The organism is Gibbsiella quercinecans (genome assembly GCF_002291425.1).
Classification (GTDB): domain Bacteria; phylum Pseudomonadota; class Gammaproteobacteria; order Enterobacterales; family Enterobacteriaceae; genus Gibbsiella; species Gibbsiella quercinecans.
This window is the reverse complement of sequence record NZ_CP014136.1, coordinates 4,655,985-4,671,856: the sequence shown is the minus strand read 5'-3', so window position 1 is coordinate 4,671,856 and position 15,872 is coordinate 4,655,985. Positions and strand designations below refer to the sequence as shown.

At 56.2% G+C, this 15,872-nt stretch carries 13 protein-coding genes; 2 read left to right on the top strand and 11 right to left on the bottom strand.

All coding sequences use genetic code 11. The annotated features are described in order from the left end of the window. Positions 1–13: 13 nt before the first annotated feature. Genes ACN28Q_RS21270 through sfnG form a run of 7 tightly spaced genes read right to left on the bottom strand, consistent with a single transcriptional unit; the run spans position 14 to position 7,421 of the window. On the bottom strand, positions 14–1,360 hold the full coding sequence (locus ACN28Q_RS21270; RefSeq protein ID WP_230469521.1) for an ABC transporter substrate-binding protein: 1,347 nt from the start codon (positions 1,358–1,360) through the stop codon (positions 14–16). A 52-nt stretch (positions 1,361–1,412) separates the two neighbouring features. After that, positions 1,413–2,687: an SfnB family sulfur acquisition oxidoreductase gene (locus ACN28Q_RS21265; protein WP_095848166.1), complete on the bottom strand. Its 1,275-nt coding sequence runs from the start codon at positions 2,685–2,687 to the stop codon at positions 1,413–1,415. Positions 2,688–2,710: 23 nt separating this feature from the next. Further along, complete coding sequence (locus tag ACN28Q_RS21260; protein WP_095848165.1) at positions 2,711–3,463, bottom strand: ABC transporter ATP-binding protein; 753 nt, start codon at positions 3,461–3,463, stop codon at positions 2,711–2,713. Next, positions 3,456–4,499, bottom strand: coding sequence for a branched-chain amino acid ABC transporter permease (locus ACN28Q_RS21255; protein WP_095848164.1), 1,044 nt, complete (start codon positions 4,497–4,499; stop codon positions 3,456–3,458). Before ACN28Q_RS21255 ends, ACN28Q_RS21260 begins: the two co-directional genes overlap by 8 nt. A 2-nt stretch (positions 4,500–4,501) precedes the next feature. Further along, complete coding sequence (locus tag ACN28Q_RS21250) at positions 4,502–5,395, bottom strand: branched-chain amino acid ABC transporter permease (RefSeq protein WP_095848163.1); 894 nt, start codon at positions 5,393–5,395, stop codon at positions 4,502–4,504. Beyond that, positions 5,395–6,282 (bottom strand): ABC transporter ATP-binding protein, encoded by an 888-nt coding sequence (locus tag ACN28Q_RS21245; RefSeq protein WP_095848162.1) that lies wholly within the window; start codon positions 6,280–6,282, stop codon positions 5,395–5,397. The genes ACN28Q_RS21250 and ACN28Q_RS21245 overlap by 1 nt, the downstream gene beginning before the upstream one ends. A 29-nt stretch (positions 6,283–6,311) precedes the next feature. Beyond that, a complete protein-coding gene (gene sfnG / locus ACN28Q_RS21240) occupies positions 6,312–7,421 on the bottom strand; it encodes a dimethylsulfone monooxygenase SfnG (protein ID WP_095848161.1) in 1,110 nt (369 codons plus the stop codon). Between the two features lie 527 nt (positions 7,422–7,948). On the opposite strand from sfnG, the gene ACN28Q_RS21235 reads away from it, so the two are divergent. After that, on the top strand, positions 7,949–9,379 hold the full coding sequence (locus tag ACN28Q_RS21235; protein ID WP_095848159.1) for an EmmdR/YeeO family multidrug/toxin efflux MATE transporter: 1,431 nt from the start codon (positions 7,949–7,951) through the stop codon (positions 9,377–9,379). A gap of 86 nt (positions 9,380–9,465) precedes the next feature. Then, the gene (locus ACN28Q_RS21230; protein WP_230472541.1) at positions 9,466–9,936 is read left to right on the top strand and encodes a VOC family protein; all 471 of its coding nucleotides are present in this window, start codon (positions 9,466–9,468) and stop codon (positions 9,934–9,936) included. Between the two features lie 53 nt (positions 9,937–9,989). On the opposite strand, the gene yghX is transcribed toward ACN28Q_RS21230, so the two are convergent. The 4 genes from yghX to ACN28Q_RS21210 form a co-directional block, all read right to left on the bottom strand. Next, positions 9,990–10,877: a YghX family hydrolase gene (gene yghX, locus ACN28Q_RS21225; protein WP_095848157.1), complete on the bottom strand. Its 888-nt coding sequence runs from the start codon at positions 10,875–10,877 to the stop codon at positions 9,990–9,992. 221 nt (positions 10,878–11,098) lie between these two features. Beyond that, positions 11,099–12,250, bottom strand: a complete 1,152-nt coding sequence (locus ACN28Q_RS21220) for an IS30 family transposase (RefSeq protein WP_095846572.1) — start codon at positions 12,248–12,250, stop codon at positions 11,099–11,101. Positions 12,251–12,454: 204 nt separating this feature from the next. After that, entirely contained in the window at positions 12,455–14,044 is a 1,590-nt protein-coding gene (locus ACN28Q_RS21215; protein WP_095849134.1) for a carbohydrate porin, read from the bottom strand. Between the two features lie 144 nt (positions 14,045–14,188). Next, on the bottom strand, positions 14,189–15,739 hold the full coding sequence (locus tag ACN28Q_RS21210) for an alpha-L-rhamnosidase-related protein (protein ID WP_230474291.1): 1,551 nt from the start codon (positions 15,737–15,739) through the stop codon (positions 14,189–14,191). Between the last annotated feature and the right edge of the window lie 133 nt (positions 15,740–15,872).

Genomic DNA, 15,872 nt, shown 5'->3' with positions numbered 1-15,872 from the left:
GGATTATGTAGCGCTAACTGTCATCCTTACACTGGCGCGGCGTGATCTGGTTGGCTTTGGCATAGTCGCTGGCCGATTTTTCAATAATCGGCCGTAGCAGCGCCCAGTCCGGCGCAATCCAATCGCTTATCACCGACCAATGGTTGCCGTCCCATTGCTGGAAGGTCACCCGTCCCTGCCCTTCATGATCTTCACAGGTGACGTTGATCGAATGGAACAGCCCCTTGGCACCCAGTTCCGCCACTCGCGTCGGATCCAGGCGCAGATGCTCGAACCCCCAGCGGATCTCATCGCCGGTCAGGGTTCGGTGGCCGAACTTGGCCTGTGCAATGCGGATGGCCTCAACGTTCAGAATGCCGTTAACGATGCCGAGGTTGTGATACACGCTGCCGATACGCTTACGATCCTGCAGGTTGCCCTGATTGGCGCCGTAAACTTTATCCACGATCTCTTTCACCACCGGATACACCGAACCAGAGGCCTGCGTGGTCAGGGCAATGTAGCCTTTGGCCGCGCTGCCGGCCGGGATCACGTCTTCTTCCGAGTTGGACCACACGTTGCCGATAATATGATCGGCCGGGTAGCCCACTTTCTGGGCGGTTTTCAACGCCACCGGGTTCATCACGCCAAAGCCACGCAGCACCACAAAATCTGGTTTGGCCCGGCGGATGGTCAACCACTGGGATTGCTGCTCATTACCCGGGTGCGGCACTTCAATCTGTTGCAGATCAAAGCCGTACTTTTTCGCCAGCAGTTCAAAAATAGGGATGGTTTCCTTACCGTATGGCGAACCGTGGTACAGCACGATGATCTTTTTGCCCTGCAATTTCTCAAGCCCACCCACGCGGCTGCCGATAAATTTGATGATGCCGGAAGTCTCGCTGTACGGGTTTAGCAGCAACGGGAAGACATAGGGGAAAACCCGGCCGTCGGTGGAATCGGTTCTGCCGTGATCGATGGTGATAAGCGGCGTTTTATCGCGCGTTACGTCGTCAATCATGGCATAGGCAATGCCCACGGAAAGCGGGTTCCATGCCGCAACGTTGGGGCGGCTTTTCTGCCGTTTGTAACACTCCACGCCACGTTCGACTTCGTATTGCGTTTCGCATTCGTCCCAGGTGAGCTTCACGCCATTCACCCCGCCGTCGCGCAGGTTAATCAGCGTCAGATAATCGATAAAGCCGCCGAAGAAGCCGCTGCCCGCCGCGGCGTAAGGGCCAACCCGGTAGCTTTGCAATGGGAAGTACTGCTCATCCGCCCTGGCGCTTTGCGATAATTGCGCCGCCAGCAACATCAATCCAACGATAAAACGGGCAAGCAATGTGATTGCAGGTGATGATGTCATGTTAATTTTGACCATGTTTATACCCTGTTATCTAGCATTATTATTTTGGTTATCTGGCCGGCGACAATCAGCTCCAGGCGTGCAGCGGTGGGTTAACGCCATTCAAGGCATAGTTGCCCAAAATGGCATACTTCCAGCGCACCGGATCGTGCAGGGTATGGGTGCGGGCGTTGCGCCAGTGGCGATCCAGGTTGTGCTCGGCCAGCGTGGAGCGGGTGCCCGCCAGCTCAAACAGGCGGTTGGTGGCTTCAATCGCGATTTCCGTACTTAACACTTTGGCTTCGGCAACGGCGATCTGCGCCTTCGCCACGTTTTCGGCGGTGGGTTCGGCCACCGCACGGTCTATCTGCAGGCCGGCCTTTTCCTGCAGCGCTTCGGCGGCATGCAGCCGCAGCGTTAAATCGCCAATACGTTGGATAGTGTAAGGATCCTGACTGGCGTGCTCTTGCCCGCTGTCTACCCAGGCACGCGATTTCTCGCGCACAAAGGCGATGGTGTCGTTAATCGCCGCTTCGGCGATGCCGGTATCCACGGCAACCTGAATAATCTGGAAGATCGCCCCATCGGCGCTGGGGGTTTCATAGCCTTTATAGCCGGGCACCAGGTGGGTTTTCTCGACCCGCACATTGTTCAGCAACACGGTGCCGCTGGCCGTGGTGCGCTGGCCGAAAGCAGACCAATCGTCGATCACCACCAGCCCTGGGGCATCGCGTTCGGCAATCGCATACCATGCCCGGCCCTGGTCATCGAGCGCCACGATCGGCACCCAATGCGCCAGCAGCGCGCCGCTGGAATAGAACTTTTTGCCGCTGACCAATACGTGATCGCCGTTATCCACAAAGCGGGTTTCAAAGTCCGCCGCTCGTTTACTGCCAAATTCGGAGAATGCATTGCCGAAGCGCTCGCCGCTGAGCACCTGGGCAAACAGCGTTTTTTGCTGCTGCTCGTCGCTGACCGTGCGGATCGCCGCCACTACCCCTAAATGGTTTTGTGAAATCTGCGAGATGGATGGATCGGCCGCCGCAATGATCTGCACGACACGCGCCAATGTAGCATAGGATACCTCCGGGCCGCCGAAGCGCTTGGGCACGTTCAGCGACCATAGCCCGCTTTGTGAAAAAGCGTCCAGCTCGTCGATCGGCAAAATCCGCTGTCGATCGCGTTCGGCGGCGTTCACGGCAAACTGCGCGGCCAGCGCCTGCGCAACGCGAATCGCTTCTTCATCGCTTTTGATGATATGGGCCGGCGCCGCCGGCTTGGGATAGCCCGGAACGCCGCGCGGGGCGCTGTCCGCCGGTGTTTGAGAAACGGAAACGGCGTCTTGAGTTTGAATAGTGCTCATGTTGTACTCTCCTGTAAGAAAGGTCATGCCGCAAAGCCGAGATAAATTCTCTGCACATCTTCCTGCTGGCTCAGTTCCTGCGCATTGCCGGAAAGCGCCACGCTGCCACTGTCCAATACGTAAGCCCGATGGGCATGGCGTAATGCAACGGTGGAATTCTGTTCCGCCACCAGAATCGACAGCTTTTGCCGCTGATTAAGCTGGCTTAATACGGTAAAAATCTCCTCGACGATCCTGGGCGCCAGGCCCATAGAAGGTTCATCAAGCAATAACAGCCTGGGGTTGGCCATCAGCGCCCGGCCAATCGCCGCCATCTGCTGTTCGCCGCCGGAAGCCAGGCCGGCCGGCAGATGGCGTTTATCTTTCAGACGCGGGAAAATCTGATAAATCTCCTCCAGCCCCTGGCGTATCTGCCCGCGGGACGCCGAACGCGCCAGCGCGCCGGTGATCAGGTTCTCTTCCAGCGTTAAGGAAACAAAGCAGTGCCGCCCTTCAAGCACCGGCACAATCCCGCGCCGCACCAGCTTGTGCGGCGCTTCGGCGGTGATATCCTGGCCGGCCCACAGCACCCGGCCAGCGCTCACTTCGCCACGGCGCGCCGGCAACAGGTGTGAAATCGCCTGCAGCGCCGTCGATTTACCGGCGCCGTTGCGCCCGAGCAGGGCGACAATCTCCCCTTCCCCCACGGTGAGGGAAACATCTTCCAGCGCGATAATATGCCGCTGATAACGGGCGCTAAGGTGAGTGACGCTAAGCAAGGGGGTGCCGTCAGACATGGCGTTTTCTCCCAGTTGTGAAGTAGGCGGCCAGGCGCTGCGTTAATGCCGCCAATCCTTTGGGCTCGGCGATCAGAAAGCCGATCAGCAGCACGCCGATAATGATGTTCTGCACCAGTTCCAGCACGCCGGAATCGACCCGTTGCCCGAACAGCCATTCGCAGGCGCGGGCGAGCAACAGCGGAAACAGCGTCAGCAGTGCCGCGCCGAGAAACGCCCCGCGCACGGTGCCCAACCCGCCGATAATGATGATGAACAGCAACTGGAACGACCGCTCCAGGTTAAAACCTGCCGGCTCGATGTTGCGCAGATAGGTAAACGACCACAGCACGCCGGCGATCCCGATGATGAAAGAGGACAGACCAAAGGCGATCATCTTGGTACGCAGGATCGGCACGCCAATCACCCGCGCCGCCAGCGGATTATCGCGAACGGAAATAAAATTCCGGCCGGCGGACGAATTCACCAGCCGCACCACCAGCCAGGTCAGCAAACTGACCACCGCCAGAGTGAACAGATAACGCCGCACCGAACTGTCGATAGCCCACGCCCCCAGGTGCAACGGCGCCACCGACACCACGCCAGAAGCGCTGTTAAGGGAAAACCAGCCGAAGTTATTCAACGCCCACTGGACGAAAAACTGGGTCGCCAAGGTGGAAATCGCCAGATAAAAGCTGCTAAGCCGCAGGCTGGGCAAGCCAAAAATCAGCCCCAGCAGCGCACTGATGGCGCCGGCCAGCAGCAGTACGATCGGCAACGGCAGAACAGGCAGCCGGCTGATAAGATTCAGCGCGGCATAGGCGCCCACCGCCATAAAAGCGGCGCTGCCAAGCGATATCTGCCCGGTGTAGCCCGCCAGCACATTCAGCCCCAATGCCGCCAGCGACAGCGCCAGAAACGGCGTCAGTACCGCATCAAAAAGATATTCATCGCCAATCCACGGCAACAGAACAAACGCCACGCCCAGCAGGGCAAGCAGCCCAAGGGGCAGGCTCCGCAGTGGATAACGGCGGATAGCGAAGGGCAATATCGACATGTTCACAACCTCGACAAACGGTGGGAGCCGAACAGCCCTGCCGGGCGGATCAACAGGAACAGCAGCGCAACGGCATAGGCGATCCAGCTATCAATGCCGCCGCCCAATAATGGGCCGAGATAGACCGAGCCTAGCTTCTCAATGGCGCCGACCAGCAGGCCGGCGACAATCACCCCGGCGATCGAATCGAAGCCGCCAAGCACCAACACCGGCAACGCTTTGAGCACCACCAGAGAAAGCGAAAACTGCACCCCTAGCCGCGCCCCCCACAGCAGGCCGGCCACCAGCGCCACCACGCCCGCCGCCGCCCAGACCACCGCCCACAGGCGGCCAATGTTCAGGCCCACCGCCAGCCCGGCGAAGGTGTCGTCGGCGACCGCGCGAAACGCGAGCCCGGTGTGCGTATAGCGGAAGAACAGGCTCAGCAACAGCACCAGTAGCCCGGCCACGCCGGCGGCAAACAGATCAAACAGGCTGATCAGCACCCCGCCCACCTCAAACGGGGTGTCGTCGATACCGAGATCCAACGCATGCACCTGGGTGCCCCACAGCAGTTGCGCCGCACCTTCGATGATGTAGGAGACGCCGAGCGTGGCGACGAACAAAATAATCGGCGGCTGATTCACCAGCGGCCGCAGCACCGAGAACTCGATCAACATGCCCAGCAGCGAGATGATCACCAGCGTGATCGGCAGCACCGCCCAGACCGACCAGCCGCGCTCGACCAGGCAAACGAAGGTTAACGCGGCAAACAACAGCATCGATCCCTGGGCGAAGTTGAATACGCCCGAGCTTTTGTAAACCAGCACAAAACCCAACGCCACCAGCGAATACATCACGCCGGATAACAGCCCGCCGACCAGCACTTCGATTAAAAACAGCCAGTCGATATTCATCACACCGCCTCCGCAGAAGGCGCTGGCCCGGAAGCAGTGCCCAGGTAAGCGGCAATCACCGCCGGATCCTGCCGAATAACCTCTGGCGTGCCCGCCGCGATATTGCGCCCATACTCCAGCACCACGATGCGATCCGACAGGTTCATCACCACGCCGATATCATGCTCAATCAGCAGGATCGTGGTGCCGAAATGCGCACGAATGTCGCGGATCAGCCCGCTAAGCCGCTGTTTGTCGGCCAGCGTCATGCCCGCCATCGGCTCGTCCAGCAGCAGCAGGCGCGGCCGCGTCACCAGCGCGCGCGCCAGTTCAGCGCGCTTTTGCAGGCCATAGGACAAGCTGCCTATCGGGTTATCGGCAACCGGTTGCAGGCCAAAAAAATCGATCACCGCATTGGCCTGTTGCCGGTGGCTAGCCGTCTCGCGCCGCGCGCGCGGCAAACCGAACACTTCACTAAACAGCGCCGTTTGCCGCCGGTGCGCCAGGCCTTGCAGCACGTTGTCCCGCACCGACAACCCATGGAACAACGCCAGGTTCTGGAACGTGCGCGCGACACCGGCGCTGGCCAGCTTTTGTGCGCGCATGGCGCGGTAGCGCCGGCCATCGAGCACAATCTCCCCTTTATCCGGCCGGTATAGCCCGGAAATCACATTCAGCAGCGAGCTTTTGCCGGCGCCGTTCGGGCCGATGATCGCCAGCAGTTGCGATGGGCCGGCCTGCAGCGAAACATCGGTTAACGCGCTGACGCCGCCAAAGGCGAGGGAAATACCGGAAAGCGCCAAGGACGCACCGCTATGCTCGGCGTCGATCGGTTCTGCATCGCGCTCCCCTGCCAACGCCTGCTGGAATGCCGCCAGCGAGGAAGGCGATGTTTCTGATAACGTCATAATGATCTCCAGGCCGGTGGGGGTTATCGTCAGTTAACCGGGGCAATGGCGGGCCGAGATTGCTTTTCCAGCTCGCGCACCAGAGGGATCACTTCCCTGCCGAAGAACTCGACTTCCTCCTGGAAATGCAGGAAAGCCAGCAGCAGCAGATTGACGCCCGCCTGTTTGAGCGCAATGATGCGTTCCGCGATCTGCTGCGGCGTGCCAATCAGGTTGGTTTTAAAGCCGTCGTTGTATTGCACCAAATCTTCAAAGGTGGATTTGGCCCAGTTGCCCTCGCCCTCCGGCGATGCGCTGCCGGCGTTTTTCACTTCGTGCTGGAACCCTTTCACCGCGTCCGGATTGGCGTTATCAATAATTTCCCGCAGCACCGCCTGCGCTTCTTTTTCGCTTTCACGCGCGATAACGAAGCCATTAACCCCGATCTTCACCTGATGCTGGTTTTGTGCCGCCTTGCGCTGGATGTCATCCACCTGTGCTTTGATGCCTTCAGGCGTGTTGCCATTGGTGAAATACCAATCGGAAACGCGCGCGGCCATATCCCGCGCGGCACGCGAGCTGCCGCCCTGGAAAATTTCTGGCAACGGCGCCAGCGGCTTGGGCTTGAGGGAATAATCACGAAAACGATAGAAATCGCCGGCAAAGGTAAAGCTGGCTTCGCGCCAGATGCCTTGCAGGCAGCGAATGAACTCTTCCGAACGCAGGTAGCGCTCTTCGTGGTCGAGCCAGGGCTCGCCGATGGCTTTAAACTCCCCACGGAACCAGCCGCTGACGATATTGACCGCGATGCGCGGGCCGTACAGGTGGCTGATAGTGGCGATTTGCTTTGCCGCCAGGGTGGGGTTCCAGGGGCCGGGGAGCAAGGCGGCGATCACTTTCAGCTTTTCCGTCGATGCCAGCAGCGCCTGGGAAAAAGACACCGATTCATGCTGGTTGTCGGCGCCATAACCGGCGGTAAAACGGATCTGCGTGAGCGCATAGTCAAAACCGGCGCGTTCGGCGATTTGCGCCAGTTTTCGGTTGTAGCCGATATCCCAACTGGTGCGCTGCGGAATATTGCTGATCACTAACCCGCCCGACACGTTCGGCACCCAATAGGCAAACTGCAGCGGATGATTACCTGGCTCTGAAATGGACATAGGGCACTCCCGTCTTTTATTGATGAATTTTTATATCCGCCATACATCAGGTTGCAGGCGAAGTGGCTTGATATGACGTAGGGTGAAAAACGCTTTCGCCGCGAATTATCGTTTTTCTATATAACGTTTTCTGCTTTATGAAAATAAAAAGATAATCATTGGTTATAAGTGTGTTAGCAGAATGTGTGCCAACTTCAAGAGGGGAAATAAATGATGAAAATCAATTGAGTGAAAGGAGCATGGCGCCTGGTTGCTGTTGCATTTCCAACCAGCCATGTTGCATCTATGTTACATTTGCAACAACCGATTGGCGGCGGCCGGCATCTGGCGGAACCCGCGCAGCGCGCCGCAGAGATACGGCGTGGCTGATACCCTGCGTTTCCCCCCGGTTTTTAACGCGCTTTCGCCGGGTGAAACGCATGAAAAATTTTGTGCAAAACGGTAGCAAAAAAGACTTTGCATAATGCCGAATCTTTTACCATCATGATTCAAAACGCTGTTCCACTTTTCCTGGCATCTGGACTCTCTTGCAAAACGTCATCCTCTCTTTGCGCAAAGCGATTGAGCGCACGCCCTGGTATCCCAAACGGCGTTCCTATCGTGTGCTGTTCTGGCGTGAAATAACGCCCCTCGCCGTACCTATTTTCTTCGAGAATCTGTGCGTACTGTTAATGGGCGTGCTCAGCACCTTCCTGGTGAGTTGGCTGGGCAAGGAAGCCATGGCGGGCGTGGGCCTGGCAGACAGCTTCAATATGGTGGTGATTTCGTTCTTCGCCGCGGTCGATCTGGGCACCACGGTGGTGGTAGCGTTCAGCCTCGGTAAGCTGGATCACGAGCGCGCTCGCGCCGCCGCGCGCCAGTCTTTAGCGATCATGACGGTGTTTGCGGTTCTGTTGGCGCTGGTTATCGAGTTTTCGGGGCAGCAAATCATCAACATGATTGCCGGCAGCGCCGCGCCGGAAGTCAAAGCGTTGGCGCTTTCCTATCTGCAAATGACCAGTTGGAGCTATCCGGCGGCGGCTATTGCGCTGATTGGTTCAGGCGCGCTGCGCGGCGCGGGGAATACCAAAATCCCGATGCTGCTCAACGGCGGCATGAACATTCTGAACCTGGTGATCAGCAGCCTGCTGATCTACGGCTGTTTCTCATGGGACGGCCTGGGCTTTATCGGCGCTGGCCTTGGCTTGACCATTTCCCGCTATATCGGTGCCGCCGCCGTGATCTTTGTGCTGATGACCGGCTTCAACCCGGCACTGAAAATCCCGCTGAAAAGCTACTTCCTGCCGATGAACACCAATATCCTGCGCGAAGTGCTGGGCATCGGTATTCCGGCCAGTATCGAATCGGTGCTGTTCAACGGCGGCAAACTGCTGACGCAGGTTTTCGTCGCGGGGATGGGGACCAACGTGATCGCCGGCAACTTCATTGCCTTCTCGATCGCCTCGTTAATCAACCTGCCGGGCAATGCCCTGGGCTCCGCCTCAACCATTATCGTCGGCACGCGGCTGGGCAAGGGGCAAATCGCCCAGTCGGAGCGCCAGCTGCGGCATATTTTCTGGTTATCCACGCTGGGGCTTTGCGCGCTGGCGATGCTCTCGGCCCCATTCGCCGGCATGATGGCCCGTTTCTATACCAATGAAGAAGACGTTATCGATGTGGTCAAAACCTTAATCTGGCTGAATGCGGCCTTTATGCCGTTCTGGGCCGCCTCGTGGGTGTTACCGGCCGGGCTGAAAGGCGCGCGCGATGCGCGCTTCACCATGTGGGTTTCCATGCTGGGCATGTGGGGCGGGCGCATTTTGGTGGGGTATTTCCTGGGGATCGTGCTTAATTTCGGCGTGGTGGGCATTTGGCTGGGAATGTTCTTCGACTGGATCCTGCGCGGCCTACTTTTCTACTGGCGGATGGTCAGTGGCCGTTGGCTCTGGAAATACCCGAAGACCAAAAAAACGTCGTAAGGCGCCAGGCGCGCCGCCCATACCGGGCCGCTTCAAACACGGTTGTGTGACGCAACCAGCGCTTTCGCCTGCCGCCCGGCGCTAACATGCCTTTGGTTCAGCCTACCCAGGAGGTAACCCAAATGGTAAAAGTCATCGGTATTGACCACCTCGCCATCCGCGTGAGCGATTTGGCGCGCTCGAAGCAGTTCTACAACCGTGTGCTCGGTTTTATGGGATTCAGCATTGAGTGGGAATTTGACCGTGTAGTCGGTTGGACGAACGGCGAGACCATGTTCTGGATCACCGAAGCCGACGAACAGGGCCGCAAGCACCACCACCGCACGGGAGACGTGGGGTTCCATCACTATGCGTTTGAGGTGGCCAGGTATGAAGATGTCGATGCGCTCTATGGCGTGTTGTTGAAAGAAAACGTCACCATCGTTGACGCGCCCGCCGCCTATCCAAGCTATGGCGAGGGGTATTATGCGGTGTACTTTCTCGATCCGGATGGCCTGAAGCTCGAAGTGATGTTCTTCCTGGAAAAACAAAAACGCCGCGCCGCAAGAACGCAGTAAAGCACTGCCGGTGCCCATGCACCGGCGTGCTGATAAAGAGAGACCGTGGCCCGCTACACCAGGTAGCGGCGGAACCAGTCGATGGTCCGCCCCCAGGCCAACTCTGCCGCCGCCTTGTCGTAACGCGGCGTGGAATCGTTGTGGAAGCCGTGATTCACCCCTGGGTAGATATACGCCTCGTAGTTTTTACCGGCCGCTTTAAGCGCCGCCTCGTAAGCCGGCCAGCCTTCGTTGATCCGGGTATCCAGCTCCGCATAGTGGATCAACAGCGGTGCCTGAATGCGCGGCACGTCTTCCGCGCGCGGCTGGCGGCCATAGAACGGCACCGCAGCCCCCAATTCAGGATATGCGACGGCCGCCGCATTGGCGACGCCGCCGCCATAGCAAAAACCGGTAATGCCCACCTTGCCGGTGATCGACTTATCGGCCATCAGAAACTCAACGGCGGCAAAAAAGTCATTCATCAGCTTGGTGGGATCAACCTGGCTTTGCAGCTCACGCCCTTTATCATCATTGCCCGGATAACCGCCGACCGAACTCAGCCCATCCGGCGCCAATGCGACAAAGCCGGCCTTCGCGACCCGGCGCGCCACATCTTCGATGTAGGGGTTCAACCCACGGTTCTCATGCGCCACCACCACGCCCGCTAGCGGCCCCTCGGTTTTGGCCGGGCGCACCAGATAGCCGCGCACCTCCCCATGGCCGTTAGGCGATGGATAGGTAATGTATTGCGGCAGGATATCCGGATCGGTGAATTCAATCTGCTGCGCCAACGCATAGTTGGGGCTTAGCGAAGACAACAGCGCGGCGGCAGTCAAACCGCCGACGGTATACTTGGCGGCGCGGTCAAGGAATTCACGGCGAGAAATCTTGCCGTGTGCATAGTAATCGTAAAGCTCAAGCAGTTCAGGGGGGAAATCTTTCGCGGTGAGACGACTCATCCATTCCTCCTTACATTATGACATGCACGTGGTATTACCCATGAGCCACGAAAACAACCTATGGCGTTGGCCGCGCCCGGCGCTGCGGGCACGGTAAGATCCTTAACGCTGCAGCGGCGTATAAGGCGTAAAGAAGTCTGCACCAGCCCAAGCCGGCATGTCAAAGGCAATCGCCGGGCCGCGGACAAAACTGGCGTGCTGGAGCCATAGCGGCTGTAGATTCAATCTGTCAACGCAACACCCCTTTCAATTATCTCTTTCGGTGTTTTGAACTTCAGTGTCTTTCTTGGTCTGTTGTTTAGCTGAGCTGCAACCTGATCCAGCTCATGTTGAGTATATTGGGCAAGGCAAGTCTTTTTGGGAAAGTACTGTCTAATTAGCCCATTAGTGTTCTCGTTTGTTCCCCGCTGCCAGGGACTCTGAGGATCGCAGAAGTAAACTTTAACTCCGGTGCTGCCAGTAAATTCCAGATGCCTGGCCAGCTCCATTCCTCTGTCCCATGTCAGTGATTGCCGGAGTTCAGGCGGCAAGCTCAGGAATTTGTCGGTAAGAGCCTGATTCACTGAGAAAGAATCTTTGCCCCTGAGTCTAAGGATGATCGTATAACGTGATTTTCGGTCTACAAGTGTGGCTATATGCGAGTTTTTTGTGCCTGATACTAAATCGCCTTCCCAGTGCCCCAGAGAGCGTCTGTTATCGATATGCCGGGAGCGTTCGTGAATTGGCGTTCCGTTCACTATATTGATCGTACCTCTTTCACCTTTGCGGGTATGGCGTCTGCCATGACGAAGGCTATGCGATCGGCGCAGATGCTGTACATTCAGGTGGTGTAGCGCTTCACGGCTACGAAAGTACAGCGTTTTATAAATTGTCTCAGGTGATATTCGCAGTGTTTTTTGACGCGGCTTCGTTCGCCTTAACCATCCTGATATTTGCTCAGGAGACCACTTCATCACCAGCTTTTCCAGAACAAGCTCTCGCAACGGTAAATTCTGATCCAGTAAGCACGGTTTTGGTCTTTTCGCCATCCTGCTGGCCCGGTTATTAGCATCTACAGCTTTGTAATAGCGCCTGCCTCGATTACGCTGAACTTCACGTGAGATCGTCGAAGGACTACGATTTAGCGCAGTAGCTATCGCACGAATGCTCATTTTGGCTGACAAACCGGCTCGTATTTCCTCGCGCTCAGACAGCGTCAGGTGAGCTACAGCCCGCTTGCGCTCATTGGGTTTTATGCCGCCAGTATCTCTTAACATAGTGAAGATTGTTCCTGGTTTCGAACCCAGGATATTAGCTATTTCACTGAAGCCTGTTCCGTTCTTCCACAGTTCAAAAACAGATGCTTTTTCCTTTGCTGTAAATGTCCGTCTCATTCAAAAATCCTCCGCAACCCCATGTTTTCACATGACTGTTGCGTTGACCAATTGAATCTACAGCGGCGTTTTTTGTCATCGTTTATACATTCACACGCCAAATCTCCATATTGTGTGTAGAGATGCCGGCAAAAATGAATATTCAGCTTTATGAGGCCATTTCCACCAACGGCTTAACGGCGCCGATGAGATGACAACCGTTATTTACCACCACACTTCTGCCTGAACGCCCACGCTGAGTTGGTCGTCTTTATCATCTGCGAAGCTAAATTGAGAAATGCCGTTTTGCAGCGATTTCAAATAGCTGGCATAGAAGCGAATTTCCGGGCGAGAGGTCAACATACTGGTATTGACTTTAAAGGTATGGAACAGCGTGGTTTTGTACCCTGATTCCCGGTAGTTGACATCGTTAGCCGTATTTTTTTGATTAAAATAGGCTAACTCCACCCCGCTCTGGTTGTACTGGTCCCAGATATAGGCCGGGCGCAACACGGCGCGGAATGTTTCAAAATCAGAGTGAGGGCCGGTCTCGTAGCTGTAGAGATCGTTCCCGCGGCCATAAACCAGCGCGTTCGCTACAATAACGTCCGGACGCAGGTATGCCTCACCCTGTGAGATAATGCGCAAGGCGGTGCCACCGGTATGCTCACCGTAGTAATATTTACCGTCGCCGTAATCAGGGTTAGCATCGGAAATACGCATAAACCCGCTGGCAATAGAGTTATTGGCAAACTGTACGGCAAGTTCATTAAACCCGCCCTTGGTGAATTTTTGCCTGATAACACCCGTCGCCAACCATGCGTCTTTCAACGCGAAATAGCTGCTTGATTTTTGGTTATTGCTTTTATTCGCCGTATTATATTTACCGTCAATTTCCAGCGTGGCGTTATCCCACAGCGGGATCTCGCGGTAGCGAATGTCCAGTGCATTGGTGTTAACCTGGGTAGTTGTTGAATAATCCTTTGAGTAAAGATCAAGATCCTGGCGCAACAAGGCCACGTCCATTTCCCCCCCCGCCACGTCGATATTTTCCAACCCAACAGCCCCAGCAGAATCCGCTTTATGGGCCTTCCAGTCCAACATCTGGATTTCATAATTGCGCAGATAGTGTTTACCCACCCAAAAAGACGCCTCCGGCAGGAAGGGAATAAAACCGGTGGTCGTTACGTACATATCAGAGAACTGCAGCAGGTTATCACTGCTGGAATCAAACATCCCATTACTGTACGACTGCCCTACGTTGCCATCCAGCCAAACAACTGCATGGACAGATTTGCCGTCCTGTTCATAAACTCGCTGATTAAGGATTAAATCAAACCAGCCACTGTGCTCATTGCCGAAACGGCCAAGCGAGCCAATGGCATAAGACTTCGGAACACCGTGTGACGCCGTGGCCCAGCCAGCACGGAAATAGCCAGAGTAAGTAAAGCCGATATCATTTTTCACGTACTTGCTGATATCGTCCAACGTGAGCGCCGGCTGGCCCACGCCGGCAGTGGCGGTTGCAGCCGCCGCCGGTTTATCCTCCCCAGTTTGTTTATCTTTGGCAGCCACCAGCGTTTTTTCCGCCACCGGAATATACACCTGCTCTTTGCCGGATAATTTATCCTGACGATCTTTTGCGGCTGCAGCCTTATATTCTTTTAACTCTTTTTTGGTTTCAATAAGCTCTTGTTCCAATAATGCCAACCGCTCCTCGACGGTTAATTTTACGGCAACTGCATTATGAGGAAAACCAATAGAGAGTATTGTTGACAGGACAACTCCTGCCGACAAAGTGTTAATTTTAGCCATCATCATATTCCCATTTCATTATTATAGATAGGCACGGGGATGCCCGCCGATTATCCCCGGCCGATTATCGTTGTCTTAAACAGTGCTGTTTATCGATATTGTTTTCGCACGGCGCCGTTTTATCGGTGCAAGCCGCCTTAGCGATTATTCCCTTTGCGCAAACCCATTACGGATAAAGTAACTGGGGGTGCAGCTCCAGGCATGACAGTAGCTATCGATTTGCTTACTACCATAGGGCGAAGATAGTGGGTTCTGGGGATCAAAAGCTTCCCAAAACGTATTTGTGCCGGTGCTCACCATCGCCCCCCAATATGTCTCTACCAGAGATTGCGCCTGCAACTTCAGCCCGCAACGTATCAGGGCATCCACCATATGGTGATACAAATACGGCGTCATCGGGCGAACGGCCTGCGGCATCGCCATGACGCGCTGCAACGCCTGCGCCATTTGTTCGCGCGGCAAGACATTGGCCAGCGCCATCCAAGCCTGGGATGCCCAAGAAACCTGGCGCTTTTCACCACTGACGAATACGCCCTGCGATTGATCGAAAAACTGACGCACAGCGGCCTGTTTCATCAACGCGACTTTGTTTTCGATATCCACCGCTTCTTGCTGACGGCCAACTTCACGCGCTAACACCAGCCCCTGCTGGCAGCTATAAATCAGCAGACCTTGCATCGCAGCCTGCTTATCCAACCCTTTCAACGCTTCGCTCTGATCCTGCCCCGGGTTCCAGTCAATAAAGACATAATCTTTCTCCGGCGCCACAAACAGCCCCTGTGCGTTAACGTTCTTCAGTGCCAGTTCCAGCTGTTGCTTCGCCACCGGCCATAGCTCCGCGGCGGTTTGCGTATCTTTGGTCGCATGCAAATAGTCAAGCACGATGCTGCCGAACAGGGCCGCATAGTCAATCAGCACCACTTCGCCAATGCGGGGTTGAGGTTTTTCATAAACGCAGGCGGTAATGTAGCCGTCTTCACGTTGCAAGCCGGCAAACAGATACAGGCAGCGGCGAACTAACGCGGCATTATTGAAACTGACATAGTTGACCAAGGCCTGCAGGCGCAAGTCCCCCACCCATAAACGCCGATCCCGCTTTGGTCCATCCTCAAAACAGGTTTGCATGCATTCATGCAGGGTTCGGATGCTGACCCGATCGATATCGCGCAGCATTGGGCTGGGGTAATTCGCGGGCCGCAGCCGATCGGCGCCGGCGGAAGACACTGCCTGCACCTGAAGATCGCTGAACGTCGCGCTGAAATTTGAAGACGTAGAGATCACCTCGATCTTGACGTAGCGAAAGGCGTGGCGGCGCACAATCCTCACCTGCTGCGGCAAAAAGTCCACGTTAAGCACCTCGTCCGGCAGCCAGGAAGCACTGATCCAGCCTTTATAGGGATACAACGGCTGGGCGACATCAGTGCTGACCTCACCGAAGATCAGGCGCAGGCGCACCGGCGCGTCGCACGACACCCCTTTCCAACCCAGCGTGAAGGTCAGATAGCCGGTATAGTGCTCGCCGAAGTCGATAATGAAACTTTCGCCGTTCTTAAAGCTTTTTCCCGGAAGTTCGGCAATGCCGTATTGGTTATCCATTACCACGCCCAGCAAATTGGTTTTGTCTTCACGCGGCACAACCACATCGATAGCGGGATAAGGCGTTTCTTTCAACGACGGTTTTAATATTTCAGCCATCTCAAGCCAATGCTGCTGCCGGGTAAGCGGGGCCGGCTTATTGTTTGCCGGCGTTCCAGACGTTGCGCTAACCGCGCTAGCAGCCTGTGCAGCCGGTAGTGCTTTTACACAACCAGCGACCACGGCGGCTTTG

Excerpts from the sequence above, each read along its gene's own strand:
- ACN28Q_RS21210 (WP_230474291.1), bottom strand. The coding sequence starts at position 15,739 with ATGGCTGAAATATTAAAACCGTCGTTGAAAGAAACGCCTTATCCCGCT.
- yghX (WP_095848157.1), bottom strand. The coding sequence starts at position 10,877 with ATGAGTCGTCTCACCGCGAAAGATTTCCCCCCTGAACTGCTTGAGCTT.
- ACN28Q_RS21245 (WP_095848162.1), bottom strand. The coding sequence starts at position 6,282 with ATGACGTTATCAGAAACATCGCCTTCCTCGCTGGCGGCATTCCAGCAG.
- ACN28Q_RS21270 (WP_230469521.1), bottom strand. The coding sequence starts at position 1,360 with ATGGTCAAAATTAACATGACATCATCACCTGCAATCACATTGCTTGCC.
- ACN28Q_RS21220 (WP_095846572.1), bottom strand. The coding sequence starts at position 12,250 with ATGAGACGGACATTTACAGCAAAGGAAAAAGCATCTGTTTTTGAACTG.
- ACN28Q_RS21265 (WP_095848166.1), bottom strand. The coding sequence starts at position 2,687 with ATGAGCACTATTCAAACTCAAGACGCCGTTTCCGTTTCTCAAACACCG.
- ACN28Q_RS21215 (WP_095849134.1), bottom strand. The coding sequence starts at position 14,044 with ATGGCTAAAATTAACACTTTGTCGGCAGGAGTTGTCCTGTCAACAATA.
- sfnG (WP_095848161.1), bottom strand. The coding sequence starts at position 7,421 with ATGTCCATTTCAGAGCCAGGTAATCATCCGCTGCAGTTTGCCTATTGG.
- ACN28Q_RS21250 (WP_095848163.1), bottom strand. The coding sequence starts at position 5,395 with ATGAATATCGACTGGCTGTTTTTAATCGAAGTGCTGGTCGGCGGGCTG.
- ACN28Q_RS21230 (WP_230472541.1), top strand. The coding sequence starts at position 9,466 with ATGCCTTTGGTTCAGCCTACCCAGGAGGTAACCCAAATGGTAAAAGTC.
- ACN28Q_RS21255 (WP_095848164.1), bottom strand. The coding sequence starts at position 4,499 with ATGTCGATATTGCCCTTCGCTATCCGCCGTTATCCACTGCGGAGCCTG.
- ACN28Q_RS21260 (WP_095848165.1), bottom strand. The coding sequence starts at position 3,463 with ATGTCTGACGGCACCCCCTTGCTTAGCGTCACTCACCTTAGCGCCCGT.